Annotated in this window: 16 protein-coding genes, 1 pseudogene and 1 riboswitch; of the genes and pseudogenes, 6 read left to right on the top strand and 11 right to left on the bottom strand. The window is 70.7% G+C overall.

The genetic code is table 11. From position 1 onward, the window contains the following. Positions 1-185 (bottom strand): annotated as a pseudogene (locus HY68_RS45475) (hypothetical protein); the annotation flags it as partial. A 66-nt stretch (positions 186-251) separates the two neighbouring features. Then, positions 252-581: a hypothetical protein gene (locus HY68_RS26350; protein WP_041993189.1), complete on the bottom strand. Its 330-nt coding sequence runs from the start codon at positions 579-581 to the stop codon at positions 252-254. A gap of 181 nt (positions 582-762) precedes the next feature. Between HY68_RS26350 and HY68_RS26345 the strand changes: the two genes are divergently transcribed. From HY68_RS26345 to HY68_RS26325, 5 genes are read left to right on the top strand one after another with little or no spacing between them, the layout of a single operon-like run. After that, positions 763-1,716, top strand: a complete 954-nt coding sequence (locus HY68_RS26345) for an STM4015 family protein (protein ID WP_041993187.1) — start codon at positions 763-765, stop codon at positions 1,714-1,716. Beyond that, positions 1,709-2,842: an STM4014 family protein gene (locus HY68_RS26340; protein ID WP_041993184.1), complete on the top strand. Its 1,134-nt coding sequence runs from the start codon at positions 1,709-1,711 to the stop codon at positions 2,840-2,842. The genes HY68_RS26345 and HY68_RS26340 overlap by 8 nt, the downstream gene beginning before the upstream one ends. 16 nt (positions 2,843-2,858) lie before the next feature. After that, entirely contained in the window at positions 2,859-3,671 is an 813-nt protein-coding gene (locus HY68_RS26335) for an STM4013/SEN3800 family hydrolase (RefSeq protein WP_041993181.1), read from the top strand. Then, positions 3,668-5,032: an STM4012 family radical SAM protein gene (locus HY68_RS26330; RefSeq protein WP_041993179.1), complete on the top strand. Its 1,365-nt coding sequence runs from the start codon at positions 3,668-3,670 to the stop codon at positions 5,030-5,032. The genes HY68_RS26335 and HY68_RS26330 overlap by 4 nt, the downstream gene beginning before the upstream one ends. Positions 5,033-5,040: 8 nt before the next feature. Continuing rightward, a complete protein-coding gene (locus HY68_RS26325) occupies positions 5,041-5,967 on the top strand; it encodes an STM4011 family radical SAM protein (protein WP_041997214.1) in 927 nt (308 codons plus the stop codon). Here the strand turns inward: HY68_RS26325 and HY68_RS26320 are convergent. Together HY68_RS26320 and HY68_RS26315 are read right to left on the bottom strand one after the other, a co-directional pair. Further along, positions 5,914-6,738: an SGNH/GDSL hydrolase family protein gene (locus tag HY68_RS26320; RefSeq protein WP_041993176.1), complete on the bottom strand. Its 825-nt coding sequence runs from the start codon at positions 6,736-6,738 to the stop codon at positions 5,914-5,916. The two genes, HY68_RS26325 and HY68_RS26320, sit on opposite strands and share 54 nt — an antisense overlap. Before the next feature lie 162 nt (positions 6,739-6,900). Continuing rightward, positions 6,901-7,761 (bottom strand): LysM peptidoglycan-binding domain-containing M23 family metallopeptidase, encoded by an 861-nt coding sequence (locus HY68_RS26315; RefSeq protein ID WP_041993173.1) that lies wholly within the window; start codon positions 7,759-7,761, stop codon positions 6,901-6,903. 3 nt (positions 7,762-7,764) lie between these two features. Next, positions 7,765-7,955, bottom strand: a riboswitch (cyclic di-AMP (ydaO/yuaA leader). Positions 7,956-8,301: 346 nt separating this feature from the next. Between HY68_RS26315 and HY68_RS26310 the strand changes: the two genes are divergently transcribed. Beyond that, positions 8,302-9,120 carry a tyrosine-protein phosphatase gene (locus tag HY68_RS26310; RefSeq protein ID WP_041993170.1) on the top strand — a complete coding sequence of 273 codons (819 nt, stop codon included), beginning with the start codon at positions 8,302-8,304 and terminating at the stop codon, positions 9,118-9,120. A gap of 31 nt (positions 9,121-9,151) precedes the next feature. On the opposite strand, the gene HY68_RS44095 is transcribed toward HY68_RS26310, so the two are convergent. The 7 genes from HY68_RS44095 to shc form a co-directional block, all read right to left on the bottom strand. Next, positions 9,152-9,304 (bottom strand): DUF6126 family protein, encoded by a 153-nt coding sequence (locus HY68_RS44095; protein ID WP_198533344.1) that lies wholly within the window; start codon positions 9,302-9,304, stop codon positions 9,152-9,154. A 35-nt stretch (positions 9,305-9,339) separates the two neighbouring features. Next, entirely contained in the window at positions 9,340-9,963 is a 624-nt protein-coding gene (locus HY68_RS26305; RefSeq protein WP_041993167.1) for an XRE family transcriptional regulator, read from the bottom strand. A gap of 64 nt (positions 9,964-10,027) precedes the next feature. Beyond that, positions 10,028-11,431, bottom strand: coding sequence for an aspartate aminotransferase family protein (locus tag HY68_RS26300; protein WP_041993164.1), 1,404 nt, complete (start codon positions 11,429-11,431; stop codon positions 10,028-10,030). After that, positions 11,428-13,314 (bottom strand): 1-deoxy-D-xylulose-5-phosphate synthase, encoded by a 1,887-nt coding sequence (gene dxs / locus HY68_RS26295; protein ID WP_041993161.1) that lies wholly within the window; start codon positions 13,312-13,314, stop codon positions 11,428-11,430. Before dxs ends, HY68_RS26300 begins: the two co-directional genes overlap by 4 nt. A gap of 131 nt (positions 13,315-13,445) precedes the next feature. Further along, on the bottom strand, positions 13,446-14,465 hold the full coding sequence (hpnH, locus tag HY68_RS26290) for an adenosyl-hopene transferase HpnH (RefSeq protein WP_041993158.1): 1,020 nt from the start codon (positions 14,463-14,465) through the stop codon (positions 13,446-13,448). Between the two features lie 5 nt (positions 14,466-14,470). After that, positions 14,471-15,118 carry a 1-hydroxy-2-methyl-2-butenyl 4-diphosphate reductase gene (locus HY68_RS26285; protein ID WP_041993155.1) on the bottom strand — a complete coding sequence of 216 codons (648 nt, stop codon included), beginning with the start codon at positions 15,116-15,118 and terminating at the stop codon, positions 14,471-14,473. After that, positions 15,118-17,115, bottom strand: coding sequence for a squalene--hopene cyclase (shc, locus tag HY68_RS26280; protein ID WP_041993152.1), 1,998 nt, complete (start codon positions 17,113-17,115; stop codon positions 15,118-15,120). Before shc ends, HY68_RS26285 begins: the two co-directional genes overlap by 1 nt. Between the last annotated feature and the right edge of the window lie 84 nt (positions 17,116-17,199).

The raw sequence follows: 17,199 nt of genomic DNA, 5'->3' as shown, positions 1-17,199 counted from the left end.
TCGGCCAGCCCGGCGCTGCGGTAGGCGAGCCGCACCCCGCGCTCGGCCGCCGCCCGGTCCGCCGGACCCGTCGCCGCGGCGACGACCCGCCACTTGTCCAGCTCCTCCACACCCAGGCCCATGCCCGCACCCGTGTCGTCGTCCGTACCGATGTCCGTGCCCGTGCCGATGTACACGCCGCTCATGTCCGAAGCCCCTCCGCTGTCATGTCCGTCCTGCCTCCGCCCCCGTCGCCGCGCCCCGTACCGGGCTCAGTCGGCGACGACACGCACGGCCCCCGGCAGGTACTCCCGCTGGCGCACCACCCGGAACCAGCCCTTGGGCAGCGGTATCGCCGCGTGCTCCTCGTGCACCACCCGTCCGCCGTCCGGGAGATGGAGGTACATCGGCCCCGACTCGTCCCCCGGCACCCGGATCAGCCTGCCGGGTCCGGTGACCGCGTGGGCATGGCCCGTGACCTCGCCGAGCGCCAGGACCAGCCGCCCCCGGGCGTCCCTCGGGCCGCCGTCGGCCGTCACGAGATGCGGCGGCACCGCACTCTCGGCGACGGGCATGATCAGCACGTCTCCCTGCCGGAACATGGTTCTCCCCTCGACCGGCCGGCGCCGAGTGCGCCGAACCTGTCTCCGACGCTAGAGGCCGGGTCTGACAATCGGCCCCGGCCGCTCACGACCGGCCCCCCGCCGAGGGGCGTTGTCAGTGGGACTTGGTACAACTTCGCCATTGGCCCGTCAATGCCGCCCGGTGTCAGGAGCATCAGTCATGTCCATCTCGAACCATCTGCAGGAGCTCTACGGCCTGCCCGCGTTCGACTTTCCCGGGGGCGGTGTGACGGAGCCGCTGCCCGAGCCCGGCACCGTGGCCTGGCGCGTCTCCGTCGACTCGTACGAGGCGGAGGAACCGTGGGAAGCGGCGTTCGCCCGCTTCACCGAGACCGTCGACACCACCGAGGTCCAGGCGCTCGTCATCGGTTCCTGGAGCGACGCGTACGAGTCGGGCCCCGACGAGGTGATCGCGGCCGTCGTGGCGGCGCGCGGGCAACTGCCCGAGCTGCGGGCCCTGTTCCTCGGCGACATCACCTTCGACGAGTGCGAGATATCGTGGATCAACCAGACCCTGGTGACCCCGCTGCTCGACGCGTTCCCTGCCCTGCGTGAGTTCGGTGTGCGCGGCGGCCAGGACCTGCGCTTCCCGCCGGTCAAGCACGAGCAGTTGCGCTCGCTGACGATCGAGACGGGCGGCCTGGACGTCGAAGTGGTGCGGGGCGTCGGCGCGAGTGAGTTCCCCGCGCTGGAGCGGCTGGATCTGTGGCTGGGCGTCGACGACTACGGCGCGAACGCGGAAATCGCCGATCTGGCACCGTTCCTGTCCGGGGCGCGGCTGCCCGCGCTGCGCCATCTCGGCCTGCGCAACAGCCAGCTGCAGGACGAGATCGCCACCGCCCTCGCCGGTGCGCCCGTCGTGGCCAACCTGGAGACGCTCGACCTGTCGATGGGCACGCTCGGCGACGAGGGCGCCGAGGCGCTGCTCGGCGGTCAGCCGCTCACCCACCTCAAGCGGCTCGACCTCAACCACAACTACCTGGGCGAGACCATGCGGCAGCGCATCGTCAGCACCCTCGGGGAGGCCGGAGTCGAGGTGGACGTCTCCAACACCACGGAGGCCGACACGGAGGACGACGGCACCGAATGGCGCTACGTCGCGGTCGGTGAGTGATCAGGTGAGTCCCGGGCAGGGCGGCCTGGTCGTCGTGGGCAATCCGGGCAGCCGCCGCGTCGGCCTGTTCCAGGACGCCGTGCGGTCGGCCGGGCTGCCCGCGGCCCGGGTGCTGGCCTGGCGCGATGTGCTGGGCGGCCGGGGCTCGTTCACGGCCGGCGAGACGGTACGGATCGAGTCGCCCGGCGAGGACCCCGAGGTGGACCGGCTGCTGCGGGGCGCGGTGGAGCCGACCCGGGTCGAGGGTTCCGCCCGCTGGTACGACACGTTCACCGCGGCGGTCCGCCGGCTCGGCCGGCTGGCGGACGCGGCGGGTGCACGGCTGCTGGACGACCCGGCCGAGCTGGCCGTCCTCTTCGACAAGCGGCTGTGCCACGGCGTCCTCGACCGGGCGGGCGTGAGCGTGCCGTCCTCACCGACGTCAGGTCCCAGCGCGGCGCCCGTGTCCTGCTGGGACGACGTGCGGGAGCTGCTGGCCGGTGCCGGGCTGCGGCGCGCCTTCGTGAAACTCGCCCACGGCTCGTCGGCTTCCGGGGTGCTCGCCGTCCAGACGGCGGGCCCCGGGCGGGTGCGCGCCACCACCTCCGTCGAAGTGGACGGCGCGGGGCGGCTCTACAACTCGCTGCGGGTGCGCACGTACACGAGCGAGCGCGAGGTCGCCGCCGTCGTCGACACCCTCGCGCCCGACGGTCTGCACATCGAACGGTGGCTGCCCAAGGCGGCGCAGGACGGCAGGTCGGCGGATCTGCGGGTGGTGGTCGTGGCCGGCCGCGCCACCCACGCCGTCGTCAGGACCAGCGCATCCCCGATGACCAATCTGCATCTCGGCGGCGCCCGCGGTGACCTCGCGGCCGCCCGGGCCGCCGCCGAAGCGGCCGGCGGCGACGGCTGGGCAGGCGCGCTGGCTCTCTGCGAGCGGGCGGCGGCCTGCTTCCCCGGTACGCACTGCGTGGGCGTCGATCTGCTGCCGGTCACCGGCTGGCGCCGGTTCGCCGTCGGCGAGGTCAACGCGTTCGGTGATCTGCTGCCCCGGCTCACCGGGCTGCCCGGCGGCGGAGCCGAGGGGCTCGACACCTACGCGGCGCAGCTCGCCGCACTTCCCGGGAGCGCCCGTGCGTACGTCTGACCGTCACACACCGGACATGAACGAGATCGTCGGGCGGGACGATCTGCTGTTCGTCACGCTCGACACCCTGCGCTACGACGTCGCCGCCGAAAGCGCCGCCGCAGGGCGCACCCCGAATCTCACCGCCCGGCTGCCCGGCGGCCGATGGGAGCGCAGGCACGCGCCCGGCAGTTTCACCTACGCCTCGCACCAGGCGATGTTCGCCGGCTTCCTGCCCACCCCGGCCACCCAGGGCCCGCATCCGCGGCTGTTCGCAGCGCGGTTCGACGGCAGCGAGTCGACCGCCGAGCGGACCTTCGTCCATGACACCCCCGACCTGGTCTCAGGTCTCGCCGCCGTCGGGTACCGCACGGTGTGCATCGGCGGGGTCGGCTTCTTCAACCGGAAGGGCCCCCTCGGCTCCGTACTGCCCGGGTTCTTCCAGGAGAGCCACTGGGAGCCGGAGTTCGGTGTCACCTCACCGGTCTCCTTCGAGGCGCAGGTCGACCGCGCGGAAGAGGTCATCGCCGGACTGCCGCAGGAGCAGCGGCTGTTCCTCTTCGTCAATGTGTCGGCGCTGCACCAGCCCAACTGGTTCCATCTGCCCGGCGCCGACCACGCGGCGGGCGATTCGCTCGCCACCCACACGGCCGCCCTGGAGTACGTCGACCGCCATGCCGGCCGGCTGTTCGGTGCCATGAGCAGCAGGCGCCGCTGCTTCGCCGTCGTCTGTTCCGATCACGGCACCGCCTACGGCGACGACGGCTGGAGCGGCCACCGGCTGGGCCACGAGGTCGTCTGGACCGTGCCGTACGCCCACTTCTTCCTGAACCCAGGTGACACCCGATGAGGACCCCACGCCCGTACGAGAGTTATGTGTACGCCTATCCGCACAAGACGGCGTACCGCGAGCTGCCCGACCTGCCGCCGCTGCGTGAACTGTGGGCGGGGGAACGGACCGAGGCGCTCTCCCTCTATCTGCACATCCCGTTCTGCGAGGTGCGGTGCGGCTTCTGCAACCTGTTCACCCGGGTCGGCGCGCCCGACGAGCTGACGACGCGCTATCTCGACGCCCTCGACCGGCAGGCCACCGCCGTGCGCGAAGCGCTGGGCGACGCCAGGCCCGTACGGTTCGCGGCGGCGGCTTTCGGCGGCGGCACCCCCACCTTCCTCACCGCGGCCGAACTGGACCGGCTGTGCGACATCGCGGAGAAGCGCACCGGCGTCGACCTGCGCTCCGTCCCGCTGTCCGTGGAGACCTCACCGGCCACCGCGACCGCCGACCGGCTGGCGGTGCTCGCCGACCGGGGCACGACGCGGCTCAGCATCGGCGTGCAGAGTTTCGTCGACGCGGAGGCCAGGGCGGCGGTCCGTCCGCAGCGCAGGGCCGAGGTCGAGGCGGCCCTCGGCCGGATACGTGACACGGGCGTGCCCGTGCTCAACATCGACCTGATCTACGGCATCGAGGGCCAGACGGCGGCCACCTGGCGCAGCTCGCTGGACGCTGCGCTGGCCTGGCGCCCGGAGGAGCTGTATCTCTATCCGCTCTATGTGCGGCCCCGCACCGGCCTGGCCCGCCGCGAGAGCGCCGCACAGACCCGGGACGACGCCGCGGCCTGGGACGACGAGGCGGCCTGGGACGCGCAGCGGCTGCGGCTCTACCGGCAGGGCCGTGACCACCTGCTGGAACAGGGCTACGAGCAGGTGTCCATGCGGATGTTCCGCAGGCCGGGCCCGTCCGTCCCGGCAGCGGACGACTACGCCTGCCAGAGCGACGGCATGATCGGCCTCGGCTGCGGCGCCCGCTCGTACACCTCCCGGCTGCACTACTCCTTCGACTACGCCGTCGACATGCCGAAGATCAGGAACATCATCGACGACTACACGGCGACCGAGGACTTCTCCCGCGCCCGGATCGGCTTCGCGCTCGCCCCGGACGGGGACGAGGCCCGGCGCCGCCATCTGCTCCAGTCGGTCCTCCAGGCGCAGGGCATGGCGACGGCGGAGTACCGGGAGCGGTTCGGCAGCGCACCCGACGAGGACTTCCCGGCCGAGCTGCGGTTCGCGGTGGAGCGGGGCTGGCTCGACGCGGAGGCCGGCGCCGGCCTGCTGCGGCTCTCGGCCGAAGGTCTCGCGCACTCCGACGCGCTGGGTCCGCTGCTGTTCTCGCCCGCCGTGCGCGCGCGTATGGCCGCCTACGAGACGAAGTGAGCGGCGCCGTGGACCTGACGATCCTCTACCGGGGCCCGCTGGCCTCCTGCGACTACGACTGTCCGTACTGCCCCTTCGCCAAGCGGCGCGACAGCCGCGAGCAGCTGCGCGCCGACCGCGCGGCGCTGGAGCGGTTCGCCGGCTGGGCCGCCGGGCGGACGGAGGACCGGCTGTCGCTGCTGTTCACGCCGTGGGGCGAGGGTCTGGTCCGGTCCTGGTACCGCAAGTCGCTCGCCGAGCTGTCCCGGCTGCCGCACATACGGCGGGTCGCCATCCAGACCAATCTCAGCGCACGCGCCGACTGGCTGGACGACGCCGACCCGGAGACGCTGGCCCTGTGGTGCACGTACCACCCGGGGCAGACGCCGTACGACCACTTCCTCGCCAAGTGCGAGGAGCTGACGGCGCGGGGCGTCCGGTTCAGTGTGGGGGTGGTGGGTCTTCCCGAGCATCTGGAGCACGCCCGCAGACTGCGCGCCGCGCTGCCCGGCCAGGTCTATCTGTGGATCAACGCGGCCGAGGGGCACACCTACACCGACGAGGAGGCCGCCCGCTGGACGGACCTCGACCCGCTGTTCCCGTACAGCCGCCATCCGCACAGGTCGGCGGGGCTGCCGTGCCGCACGGGCGAGTCCGTGATCTCGGTGGACGGTGCCGGTACGGTACGGCGCTGCCACTTCGTCCCGGCCGAGCTGGGCAATCTCTACGACGGTTCGTACCGCGCGGCGCTGCGCCCCCGCGCCTGTCCGCTCGCGGTGTGCGACTGCCACATCGGCTATGTGCATCTGGAGACGCTGCCGTTGTACGACGTGTTCGCCGGCGGTGTGCTGGAGCGGATCCCCGCCGCGGTCGGCAGGCCCGGGTCTCCCCCGGGCGGGCTCTCAGTGGTCCAGCGGGAGCAGGTCGGGCCGCTTCGCGGCGACATGGTCACCTGACGACTCGCCGCGCAGCCGCCTGCCGATCCAGGGCACCAGGTGTTCCCTGGCCCAGTTGATGTCGTCGCGCCGCACTTCGAAGGCGCCGCGCGGTGCCTGCGGTGGCCAGAGCTGGTCCGGGTCGGCCGGTACGTCGAGGCCGAGCACCTGGGCTGCGCGCAGCGCGACCCGGGTGTGGCCCTCGGGGGACAGATGCAGCCGGTCGGCGTCCCAGGCACGCCGGTCCTGCACGGACCTCAGGGACCAGAGGTCGAGGACGGGGCAGTCGTAGCGGTCGGCGATGGCCCGTACATGGGCGGTGTAGGTGGCGATCTTGCCGCGCAGATGGCGCAGGACGGGCACGCCCCGGGTGTCGAACCCGGTGGTGATCATGACGGTCGGTACCGCGCCCGCGAGGTCGGCGACGGCGCGTTCGAGCCGTTCGGCGACATCGTCGGGGTCGGTGCCCGGCCGGATGATGTCGTTGCCGCCGGCACAGAACGTCACGAGATCCGGGGCGAGTTGCTTCGCGCGCGGAATCTGCTCGGCGACGATCTGGTCGAGGAGCCTGCCCCGTACGGCGAGATTGGCGTAGCGGAAATCGCCGTGCGCCGTGTCCACGGGTGCGTGGCACACCGGCAATTGGTCGGCGAGCAGGATCGCCAGCCGGTCCGCCCAGCCTATGTACCGGCCGTCCGGCCCCGGATCTCCTACACCTTCGGTGAAACTGTCACCGATCGCGGTGTACGACCCGATGACGTCATGTCTTCTTGATCTCGAATCGTTTGCCACGTCTCCATATGCTCCTCTTACGGATGTGACCTACGCGACCGTAAGGAGGGGTTGACGGGTGGTGAGAAATGCCACCGGTCAAGTTCTGCAAAAGCCGGAATAGCCGCCGCCCGCGACGAAGCGGACGGCGGCCATTCCGGTTGACCGGCGTGGCGGGACGGTTCAGACCGTGACGCCGTGCGCGCGCAGGTAGGCCAGCGGGTCGATGTCCGAGCCGTAGTCGGGGCCGGTGCGGATCTCGAAGTGCAGGTGCGGGCCTGTCACATTGCCGGTCGCGCCGGAGACACCGATCTGCTGTCCCTCGGTGACGGTCTGCCCGGCGGAGACGTTGAGGGACGACATGTGGCCGTACTGCGAGTAGTCGCCGTCGCTGTGCCGGATGACGACCTGGTTGCCGTACGAGCCGCCCCAGCCCGCCGTGACGACGGTGCCGGCGGCGACGGCCTTGACCGTGGTGCCGGTGGGCACCACGAAGTCGGTGCCGGTGTGGTAGCCGCTGGACCACATGGCGCCGTTCTGGTGGTACGGCGTGCCGATGGGGGCGCCGTCGACCGGCAGGGTGTAGCCGCCGTCGGTCTGCTTCGTGGCGGCCGCCGGGGTCGCGGTGGCGGCGGTGGTCTTCGCCGCGGCGCTCGGGGCCGCCGCCGCCGGTGCCTTCGCGCCGATGGTCAGCTTCGTACCGGGCCTGATCAGGGACGGGTCGGAGCCGATGACCGAGCGGTTGTCGTCGTAGAGCTTGTGCCAGCCGCCGCTCACCTGCTCCCTGGCCGCGATCTTGGACAGATAGTCCCCGGGGACCACGGAGTACGTCGTGGCCGCCTTCGCCGGGGCGGTCCTGACCGACGCGGCCTTCGCCGGGGCCGCCTTCACGGGCGCCGCGGTGGGTGCGGCGTGTTCGGCCGCGTGGGCGCCGGTGGCGCCGATGAACGGCATCGCGAGCGCGGCGCCGCCGGCGCCCGCGGCGGCGAATCCACGAGCGAGTGAACGGGACTTGGGACGGCGGTGCTTACCCTTTCCGGGCATGGCGAATTTCCTCTCCTGCGCCTGCGAGGTGAGCTGTCGGGTTAGGGCCGGAGCTGCCCTGCCGCGCTTGTCGCGCGACTTCACCCCAAGCCGTCCGGACATCCGGAATCGGCGTACTACCTGGGTCCCCCGCTCCTGCCACACGTGGGTGGATGGGAATTCCGGGCGGCGGCAGGATTCGGCGTTCCGCTCGGATTGACGGTGACGGTAAGCGAGCGGGGACGGCGGTAACAAGCCGTTCGGTGAATTCACCCACGGCCGCCCGGACAACACGTCGGAGCGCCGGTCACCCTGCGTGGATTACGGATCTTCGAATTCCCCCGGACCACGGAATTCCGTTTCTCTCTTCCGCCACGGACCGTCACCGATATGATCCTGCTCACCAGCCTGGCGCCCATTTCCCCCGCGCCCGGGGCACGTTGGGTCAATGTTCCCAATACGGACACCCGATACGGGCAGGTCACGTCAGAACCGATGCCATAAAGTCGGAAGCCGACATCGCCGTCCCCCCGGGTCGGCGCCAGATCTGGAGGAGCTTCCGTGACACAGCAGCTGCCACCCGTCCCGTCGACAGAGCCCGAGCTGACCGGAGTACGCAATTTCCGTGACGTCGGCGGGCTGCCGACGACCGACGGACGGCGGGTGCGGCACGGCAAGCTGTTCCGCAGCGGCCATCTCGCGTCGGCCGCCGCCGCCGACGCCGCGTTCCTCGCCTCGCTCGGGCTGCACACGGTCTTCGACTTCCGTAACTCCGCCGACCTCAAACTGGACGGCCCCGACATCGAGCTGCCCGGCGTGCGGAACGTGAACATCCCGCTCAGCGACCCGGCGGACGGCGCGCAGTTCTGGCGGCTGGTCCGGCAGGGCGATCTCGACCAGCTGCGGGCGATCCTCTCGGAGGACAGGGCCGCCGAGCGGATGACCGGCTCGTACCGGTCGATGCCCGTCGAGCGCGCGGCCGAGCTGAGCCGTGTCCTGCACGCCCTCGCCGACGACGGCCTCCCCGCGCTGCTGCACTGCGCCGCGGGCAAGGACAGGGCCGGGGTGACGATGGCGGTGACCCTGCTGGCCCTCGGGGTGGACAGGGACGCGATCGAGGAGGACTACCTCAAGTCCAACGACCCGCGCAGGCGGTATCTGGTGCACCGCGACGACACCTCACCCACCGGGCGCTCCGCCGAGGTGATGGAGCTGCTCAGTCCGCTGTTCGAGGCCCGCGCCGCGTATCTGGCCGCCGCCTTCGAGACCATCGACACCACGTGGGGCTCCACGGACAGCTATCTGGCCGAGGGCCTGTCGCTGGCCCCCGAGACCCGCGAGCGGCTGCGCGCGAATCTCCTGACCGACGGCGACGCCTGAGGCGACCGCCGTACCAGCGGCAGTGGCCGGCCTACTTCCCGACCGTGAAGAGCAGGTACAGGAAGCCGGCGAAGAGATGGCCGGCCACCAGATAGGCGAAGAGCCGCACGACGAGGGTCTTCGGCAGCGTCCACTCCTTGCGGGCGGGCTTGGGCGCGGGCTCGGTTGCGGGATTCTCCGACATGGGACGACCTCTTCTTCCGTGCGGGGGCGGGCAGGTCAGCGGCGATGGGCCGGGCCGCCGAGACACAGCTCGGCGGTCGGGCTCTGCAGCAGGGTGTGGACGAACAGCAGCTCGGTGCCCGGCGGACCGGCGGCGGCGATGCGGTGCGGGGTGAGCGAGTCGAAGTGCGCGCTGTCCCCCGGGTCGAGCACATGGACACCGTCGCCGAGGCCCAGCCGTAGCCGGCCTTCGAGAACGTAGATCCATTCCTCCCCCGGGTGCACCCTGATCAGGTCGCCCTGGGCGCCGTACGGCACGGTGACCCGCAGCGGCTGCATCGCCCGGCCGGAGCCGCCCGCCTGGTGGTACGTCCAGCCGTCGGCCTCGACGGCCTCGGTGCGTCCCGCGCGGACGATCGGGTCACGCTCGGGCGGCATCTCGCCCAGCAGATCGGAGACCGTCGTACCGTAGATCCTGGCCAGGGCCAGCAGCATGGGCAGTGACGGCTGCCGGCCGCCGGTCTCCAGTCGGGACAGGTGGGCGGCCGAGAGCCCCGCGCGCAGGGCGGCGGCCTCCAGGGTGAGCCCCCGGCTGCGGCGCAGTTCACGCAGCCGGGGCGCGACGCCCGGAAGTTCGTCGGGCAGCTGGTCCGCCGCCCGTCCGGCAGGAGGTGTGGTCATGCCTCCATTGCGCCAGGAATTTTCCTCCGAGGCAAATTTCTTGCCTCGGAGGCAAATGTCGCGGCTACCGGTTGGCGACCGCCTGCTTCACCAGTGTCTTGCCGAAGTCCCACATCAGTCCGCCGCCGCCGTGCGCGTCGTCCATGACGGCGGTGAAGGCGTCCACGAACCGGTCCACCTCACGCTCACCGATGGTCAGCGGCGGAATCAGCTTGATCACTTCGAGGAAGTCGCCGGACACCTGGGTCAGGATGCGGTGCTTCTGGAGCAGCGGTACGACGACCATCTGCGCGAAGAGCCCCTTGCGGGCCGCCTGGAGCATGGTCCAGCGGCTCCGCAGCTTGATCGAGTTCGGCCGGCCGAACTCGATGCCGATCATCAGCCCCCGGCCGCGCACGTCGTGCAGCAGCTCGTAGCGCGGCACCAGCTCGGCCAGCCGGGTCCTGAGCAGATCGCCGGTGGTCCTGGCGTTGGCGACGATCTGCTCGTCCTCCATCACGGACAGGACGGCGAGTCCCGCCGCCATGGCCTGCGCGTTGGAACCGAAGCTCGCCGAGTGGACGAGCACCCGGTCCATCGACGAGTAGACCTTCTTGAAGATCCAGTCCTTGCCGAGGGTCGCGCCGACGGGTACGTAGCCGCCGGAGAGCGCCTTCGCCACACAGACCAGGTCCGGCTCCACACCGGCCTCGTGCTGGTAGGCGTAGAAGTCGCCGGTCCTGCCGAGCCCGCTCTGCACCTCGTCGGCGATCAGCAGCGCCTTGTGCTTGCGCAGCAACTCCTGGGCGCCGAGCAGGAATCCGGGCGGTGTCTCGTGCACGCCCTTGCCCTGGATCGGCTCCACGACGAAGCCGGCCACATCGCCGCGCTTCAACTCCCGCTCCAGCGCGTCCAGATCACCGAGCGGGATCGCGGTGTCGGGCAGCAGCGGCGCGAAGCCGTCCTTGAAGCTGGCCTCGCCGTTGACCGAGAGCGATCCCGTGGTCAGTCCGTGGAAGGCGTGCGAGGCGTAGAGGATCCTGGGCTTGCCGGTGGCGTAGCGGGCGAACTTCAGCGCGGTCTCGACCGCTTCGGTGCCGCTGTTGCCGAAGAACACCCGGTCCAGGTGCGGGGTGTGGGCCAACAGCTTCTCGGCGAGCAGTCCCGGCAGCGGCTGGCAGTCGAAGCGGGTGAGGTCGGCCAGCGAGGCGTCGAGCACGTCGTGCAGCGCCTTGCGGACGACGGGGTGATGACGGCCGAGGCCCATCACACCGAAGCCGGCCAGCATGTCGAGGTAGTCGTTGCCCTCGGCGTCCCAGAAGTAGGCGCCCTCGGCCCGCTCGTAGACCCGGTCGAAGCCGATCGTGTGGAGCATGCGCGGGAGTTGGTGGTTAAGGTATTTGGTGTGCAGTTCGTAGCGCTCGGCGCCGCGCTCGGCGAGGAGCTGCGTCAGGTCGAAGCCCTTGGGCTCCTCCGTGGGCTGGGTCATTCCGTGCTCTCCTTGTGTGCCAGGGCGGCACTGATCCGTCCTGCGATCTCCACCGGTGTCAGTCCGATCTCGGCCAGTACCTCACCGCGTTTGGCGTGTGCCAGGAACTGCTCGGGGATGCCGAACGTCCGCAGCGGTACGTCCACCCCGGCGTCCCGCAGTGACTGTCCGACCGCCCAACCGACCCCGCCGCTGCGGCTGTTGTCCTCGACGACGGCGACGAGCCGGTGCTGGGCAGCGAGCGGTGCGAGGTGTTCGTCAACGGGCCGCACCCACCGCGGGTCGACGACGGTGCAGCGCACGCCCGCTCCGGCGAGCAGCTCCGCCGCCTGCAGACAGGTGGCAGCCAGCACCCCGACGGCGACGAGCAGGACGTCGGCGGTCCCTTCGTCGGGCCTGTGCAGGACGTCAAGACCGCCCACCCGTCCCACGGCCGGTACGGGCTCGCCCACCGACTCCTTGGGGAAGCGCAGCACCGTCGGCGCGTCGTCCACCTCGACGGCTTCGCGCAGTTGGGCCCTGAGCTGGTCGGCGTCCCGGGGTGCCGCGATCCGGATCCCGGGGACACACTGCAGGATCGACATGTCCCACATGCCGTTGTGCGAGGGGCCGTCGACCCCGGTGACCCCGGCCCGGTCCAGGACGAAGGTGACACCGAGCTTGTGCAGCGCCACATCCATCAGCAGCTGGTCGAAGGCGCGGTTGAGGAAGGTGGCGTAGACGGCGACGACCGGATGCAGTCCGCCGGTGGCGAGCCCCGCCGCCGAGACGGTCGCGTGCTGTTCGGCGATGCCCACGTCCCAGACCCGCTCGGGGAAGCGCTCGGCGAACTTCGTCAGCCCCACGGGGTGCAGCATGGCCGCCGTGACGGCGACGACGTCGGGCCGCTCGGCGCCGATGGCGGCGATCTCGTCGCCGAACACCGACGTCCAGGAAGGGGCGCCGGGTGCCACGAGCGGTTCACAGGTCAGTGGGTCCATCACACCGACGGTGTGGAAGTGGTCGGCCTCGTCCTCAAGGGCCGGCGGGTAGCCGCGGCCCTTCTCGGTCAGTACGTGCACCAGGACGGGCCCGTGGAACCGTTTGGCCCGGTCCAGCGCCGACTCCAGGGCCTCGACGTCGTGTCCGTCGACCGGGCCGATGTACTTGAGGCCGAGGTCCTCGAACATGCCCTGCGGAGCGAAGGTGTCCTTGAACCCCTTCTTGGCGCCGTGCAGCGACTCGTAGAGCTGTCTGCCCACCACCGGGGCGCTCTGCAGCCGCTCCTTGCCCCAGGCCAGCGCCCGTTCGTAGCCGTCCGTGGTGCGCAGCGTCGCCAGGTGGTCGGCGAGGCCGCCTATCGTCGGCGCGTAGGAGCGTTCGTTGTCGTTGACGACGATGATCAGGGGGCGGTCCGGGGCGGCGGCGATGTTGTTCAGCGCCTCCCAGGCCATCCCGCCGGTGAGCGCCCCGTCGCCGGTGACGGCGACGACATGGTGGTCCGTGCCGCGTACGTCCCGGGCCTTGGCGAGGCCGTCGGCCCAGCCGAGCACGGTCGACGCGTGGGAGTTCTCGATGACGTCGTGCGGGGACTCGGCGCGTGAAGGGTAGCCGGAGAGGCCGCCCTTGGCCCGCAGCTTGGAGAAGTCCTGCCGCCCGGTGAGGAGTTTGTGGACGTAGCTCTGGTGCCCGGTGTCCCACAGGACGCGGTCGACGGGCGAGTCGAAGACCCGGTGCAGGGCGATGGTCAGTTCCACCACGCCGAGGTTGGGCCCGAGATGTCCGCCGGTTCTGGCCACTGCCCGGACCAGGAATTGCCTGATGTCCTCGGCGAGTTCACCGAGTTCACTTGTCGCCAGCGCCTTGAGGTCGTGCGGCCCCCGGATGTTCTCCAGGATCGTCACGCTCGGGCCCCCTCTCCGTTTCTGATCAGCTCACGGTGACGGCGGGTCCCCACCGCCCGCCGCCGGTCCGGACAGGCGGCGCCGTGGCATGTGCCACGTCGCCGCTGCCCGGACCGGCGGTCACGGCTTCGTCAGCGCGTTCCGGCGACCGTCTCGCGCGCCGCGCGGATGGTCTCCTTGAGCGAGCCCATGGTGGCGAGGACGGCGGTCGGCTCGTAGCCGCAGTGGGCCATGCAGTTGGCGCACCGGTCGTCCTTGCCCCGGCCGTACTTGCTCCAGTCGGTCTCGTCGATGAGCTTCTGGTACGTCGGGACGTAACCGTCGGCCATCAGGTAGCAGGGGCGCTGCCAGCCGAAGAGCGAGTAGTTGGGAATGGCCCACGCCGTGCAGGGGAAGTCGGCCTTGCCTTCGAGGAAGTCCAGGAAGAGCGGCGAGTGGTTGAGCCGCCACTTGCGCCGGTTGCCGCCGCCGAACGCCTTCTTGAACAGCTCCCGCGTCTGCTCGACACCCAGGAAGTGCTCCTGGTCGGGGGCCTTCTCGTAGGCGTAGGCGGGCGAGAGCATCATCTCGTCCACCTGCAGCTCGTCGTTGAGGTAGTTGAGCACCTCGATGATGTTCTGCGGGGTGTCCGTGTTGAAGAACGTCGAGTTGGTGGTCACCCGGAAGCCGCGCCGCTTGGCTTCCTTGATGGCCTCGACCGCCTCGTCGAAGACGCCTTCCTTGGCGACCGACTCGTCGTGCCGCTCGCGCATGCCGTCGATGTGGACGGTGAAGGCGAAGTAGGGCGAGGGGGTGAACTTGTCCATCTTCTTACGGAGCAACATGGCGTTGGTGCACAGGAAGACGTACTTCTTCCTGGCCACCAGCTGCCGCACGATCTCGTCGATCTGAGGGTGCATCAGCGGCTCGCCGCCGGCGATGGACACCATCGGGGCGCCGGACTCCAGCACGGCACCGACGGCCTGGGCAACGGGCATGCGCTGCTTCAGCACACCGGCGGGGTGCTGGATCTTGCCGCAGCCCTCACATTTGAGATTGCAGGCGAACAGGGGTTCAAGTTCGACAATGAGCGGAAACTTCTCGCGCCTGCGAATCTTCTGTTCGACGAGATAGGTTCCGATTTTGATGGTCTGGCGGAGCGGCATGGCCATCTGGCTCACCTCCTGGGGAGCAGCGAAGAACGGTGCCATTCGTAAAAGGCCGGAAGGACGGCACGCAGTACGCGGAAGGCTGTGGTGCCGCCGCGTACGGTGCCGATACGGACAAGCTCGTGCTCCGGAGCGTCCACGACCACACGTACGGCCGCGACCGGGCGGGGCCCGGCGCTCAGAGCGGTTCGGAGTGTCGCCGCCGACTCCATGTCGACGGCGATCGCCCCCGTGGTGCGCAGTTCGGCCCGTTCCTGGCCGCGTACCACGTGGTCCGACCCGGTCAGCGGTCCGGTGTGGACCGTGTGGCCGGGCACGGCCCGGGTCAGCGCGTCGACGAGCAGTCCGGTGCCGGTGCAGGGCGTGACGCCGTGCGCGCTCCGGGTCTCGTCGGCGACAATCAGGTCCCCCGGGTGCATCCCGGGGGTGAGACCGGCACAGAAACCGGACGCGATGACCGCGGCGTCCCTGTTCCGGTCGGTGCCGAGGGTGCGTGCCACCGCACGCTCGGCATTGTCGGGCCCCATCCCGGTGCGCAGGACCGTCACCGGCCCCGCCGCGCCGCGCCTGCCGCGCAGGGCGAACCGCTCGATGCCCAGCGCGCAGGCGATCAGCAGCGGATCGGCGGGGCCTTCGGGGCCGGTGGATCTGCCCATCAGCTCGCCTTGCGGCCGTGTACGGCGAACGGTTCCCCGTTGACGTAACGGCCGAGGGCGGTGAGGGGGAACACCTGCCGGTAGAGGTGGTAGTTGATGGAGAAGTCCCACGGGAATCCGGTGCCGGTGAAGTACGGCTCGTCCCACGAGCCGTCCTCCAGCTGGGTGTCGGCCAGATAGGCGATGCCCCGCTCGACGGCCTTGCTCTCCTGCTCACCGGCCGCGAGGAGCGCGAGGAGCGCCCAGGCGGTCTGTGAGGCGGTCGAGGCGCCGTGCCCGATCCACTTCTCCTCGCGGTACGAGCGCAGGTCCTCGCCCCAGCCGCCGTCGTCGTTCTGCACCGATTCGAGCCAGGTCACCGCCCGCCGGACGGCCGGGTGCGAGACCGGCAGCCCGGCTGCGGTCAGCGCCGGCACCACGGAGCCTGTGCCGTAGACGTAGTTGACGCCCCAGCGCCCGAACCAGGCGCCGTTGGTCTCCTGTTCGGCGAGCAGCCACTCCACACCGCGCCGGGTGGCGGGGTGGTGTGCTTTGCCCTCGTAGGCCAGCATCTCGACGACATGTCCCGTGACGTCGGCCGACGGCGGGTCGATGACCTCGCCGAAGTCCGAGAACGGCAGCCTGTTGGGGAACGGGCTGGTGTTGTCGGCGTCGAAGGCGGCCCACGCGCCGTTGCGTGACTGCATGCCCATCGTCCACCGGGCGCCGCGCTCGACGGAGGCGTCGAGCCGCGCGGGCACGGGGTGTTTGACGCGGCGCAGCGCCAGGATGACCTCGGCCGTGTCGTCGATGTCGGGGTAGTTGTCGTTGTGGAACTCGAACGCCCAGCCGCCCGGTGTCAGGGCCGGCCTGCGCACGGACCAGTCGCCCGGCCGCGCGATCTCCTCGTTCATCATCCAGTCGGCGGCCTTGACCAGCGCCGGGTGGTCCGGGCTCAGGCCCGCGTCGGCGAGCGCGATCGTGGCGAGACAGGTGTCCCAGACCGGTGACTGGCACGCCTCGATCATCCGGGCGCCGTCCTCGCGCCGCACGGCGAACCGGTCGAGTGATTCGAGTCCGGCACGCATCACGGGGTGGTCGATGTCGTAGCCGAGCAGATGCAGCGCGATCACCGAGTAGACGGCCGGCGGCTGGATACCGCCCCAGCAGCCGTCGTTCTCCTGCCGCTCGATGATCCAGCGCGCCGCCGCGTTCATCGCGGTACGCCGCACACTGCGCGGGGCGAGCTTGTGGTAGGCGTGCAGGCCCTTGTCGAGGCGCTGGAACACACCGTCCCAACTGGCGAGCGGCGCGATCGGCTTGCTCGGGTTGGGCCGGCGCACATCGCTGTGCAGCTCGTCCAGGGCGAAGGGAGCGGGCCGGACGGGACGTTTCGCCGAGACGATGGTCAGCGGCACGATGGTCTGCCGGGCCCAGCAGCCGAAGTCGTAGATGTTGAGCGGGAACCACTTGGGAAAGAAGATCAGCTCGGGCGGCATGACGGGGAGGTCGTCCCACTTCCACCAGCCGAACAGGGCGAGCCAGATCCGGGTGAAGACCCGGCTCTCGGCGATGCCGCCCCGCTCCCGTACCCAGGCGGAGGCGCGCGCCATGTGCGGCTCATCGGGCTTGTCGCCCGCCAGCCGCAGGGCGACGTACGCCTCGATGGTGGTGGACAGCTCACCGGGACCGCCGTAGAAGGTGGCCCAGGTGCCGTCGGCGCGCTGTTCGCCGCGGATGAAGAGTGCGGACGCCTCGGTGGTGTCGGCGTCCTGGATACCGAGGAACTGACGGAGCAGCAGGTCTTCCGCGTCCATCGTCACATTGGTGGCCAGGTCGCCCTTCCACCAGCCCTCGGCGTCCTGCTGGCCGAGCAGGTACTCGACCGATCGTGCGGTGGCCCGCTCTGCGGCCACCAAAAGGTCTCCGGCCGCGGCGATGGTGGTATCGGTCGGTCGGTTGGCCGAGGCTGCGCGGGGTCCCATAGCCCCGGTGCTTCCGTCGGTCGTCGCTGTCATGGCTTCCCCTTCGTGCAGTGGTGCTTCTGCTGTGCTGGGGTCTCCGTCGTCCGGTGCCCGACGGGCGGTGGACGGCGACTGTTG

The sequence above is a fragment of the Streptomyces sp. AcH 505 genome (genome assembly GCF_000818175.1).
In the GTDB taxonomy this organism is placed as follows: domain Bacteria; phylum Actinomycetota; class Actinomycetes; order Streptomycetales; family Streptomycetaceae; genus Streptomyces.
The sequence above is the reverse complement of the archived record's forward strand: the minus strand, read 5'-3'. Positions and strand labels throughout refer to the sequence as shown.

Excerpts from the sequence above, each read along its gene's own strand:
- HY68_RS44095 (WP_198533344.1), bottom strand. The coding sequence starts at position 9,304 with ATGTCGGAGAATCCCGCAACCGAGCCCGCGCCCAAGCCCGCCCGCAAG.
- HY68_RS26350 (WP_041993189.1), bottom strand. The coding sequence starts at position 581 with ATGTTCCGGCAGGGAGACGTGCTGATCATGCCCGTCGCCGAGAGTGCG.
- HY68_RS26315 (WP_041993173.1), bottom strand. The coding sequence starts at position 7,761 with ATGCCCGGAAAGGGTAAGCACCGCCGTCCCAAGTCCCGTTCACTCGCT.
- HY68_RS26300 (WP_041993164.1), bottom strand. The coding sequence starts at position 11,431 with ATGACCCAGCCCACGGAGGAGCCCAAGGGCTTCGACCTGACGCAGCTC.
- shc (WP_041993152.1), bottom strand. The coding sequence starts at position 17,115 with ATGACAGCGACGACCGACGGAAGCACCGGGGCTATGGGACCCCGCGCA.
- hpnH (WP_041993158.1), bottom strand. The coding sequence starts at position 14,465 with ATGGCCATGCCGCTCCGCCAGACCATCAAAATCGGAACCTATCTCGTC.
- HY68_RS26335 (WP_041993181.1), top strand. The coding sequence starts at position 2,859 with ATGAACGAGATCGTCGGGCGGGACGATCTGCTGTTCGTCACGCTCGAC.
- HY68_RS26305 (WP_041993167.1), bottom strand. The coding sequence starts at position 9,963 with ATGACCACACCTCCTGCCGGACGGGCGGCGGACCAGCTGCCCGACGAA.
- HY68_RS26285 (WP_041993155.1), bottom strand. The coding sequence starts at position 15,118 with ATGGGCAGATCCACCGGCCCCGAAGGCCCCGCCGATCCGCTGCTGATC.
- HY68_RS26330 (WP_041993179.1), top strand. The coding sequence starts at position 3,668 with ATGAGGACCCCACGCCCGTACGAGAGTTATGTGTACGCCTATCCGCAC.
- HY68_RS26345 (WP_041993187.1), top strand. The coding sequence starts at position 763 with ATGTCCATCTCGAACCATCTGCAGGAGCTCTACGGCCTGCCCGCGTTC.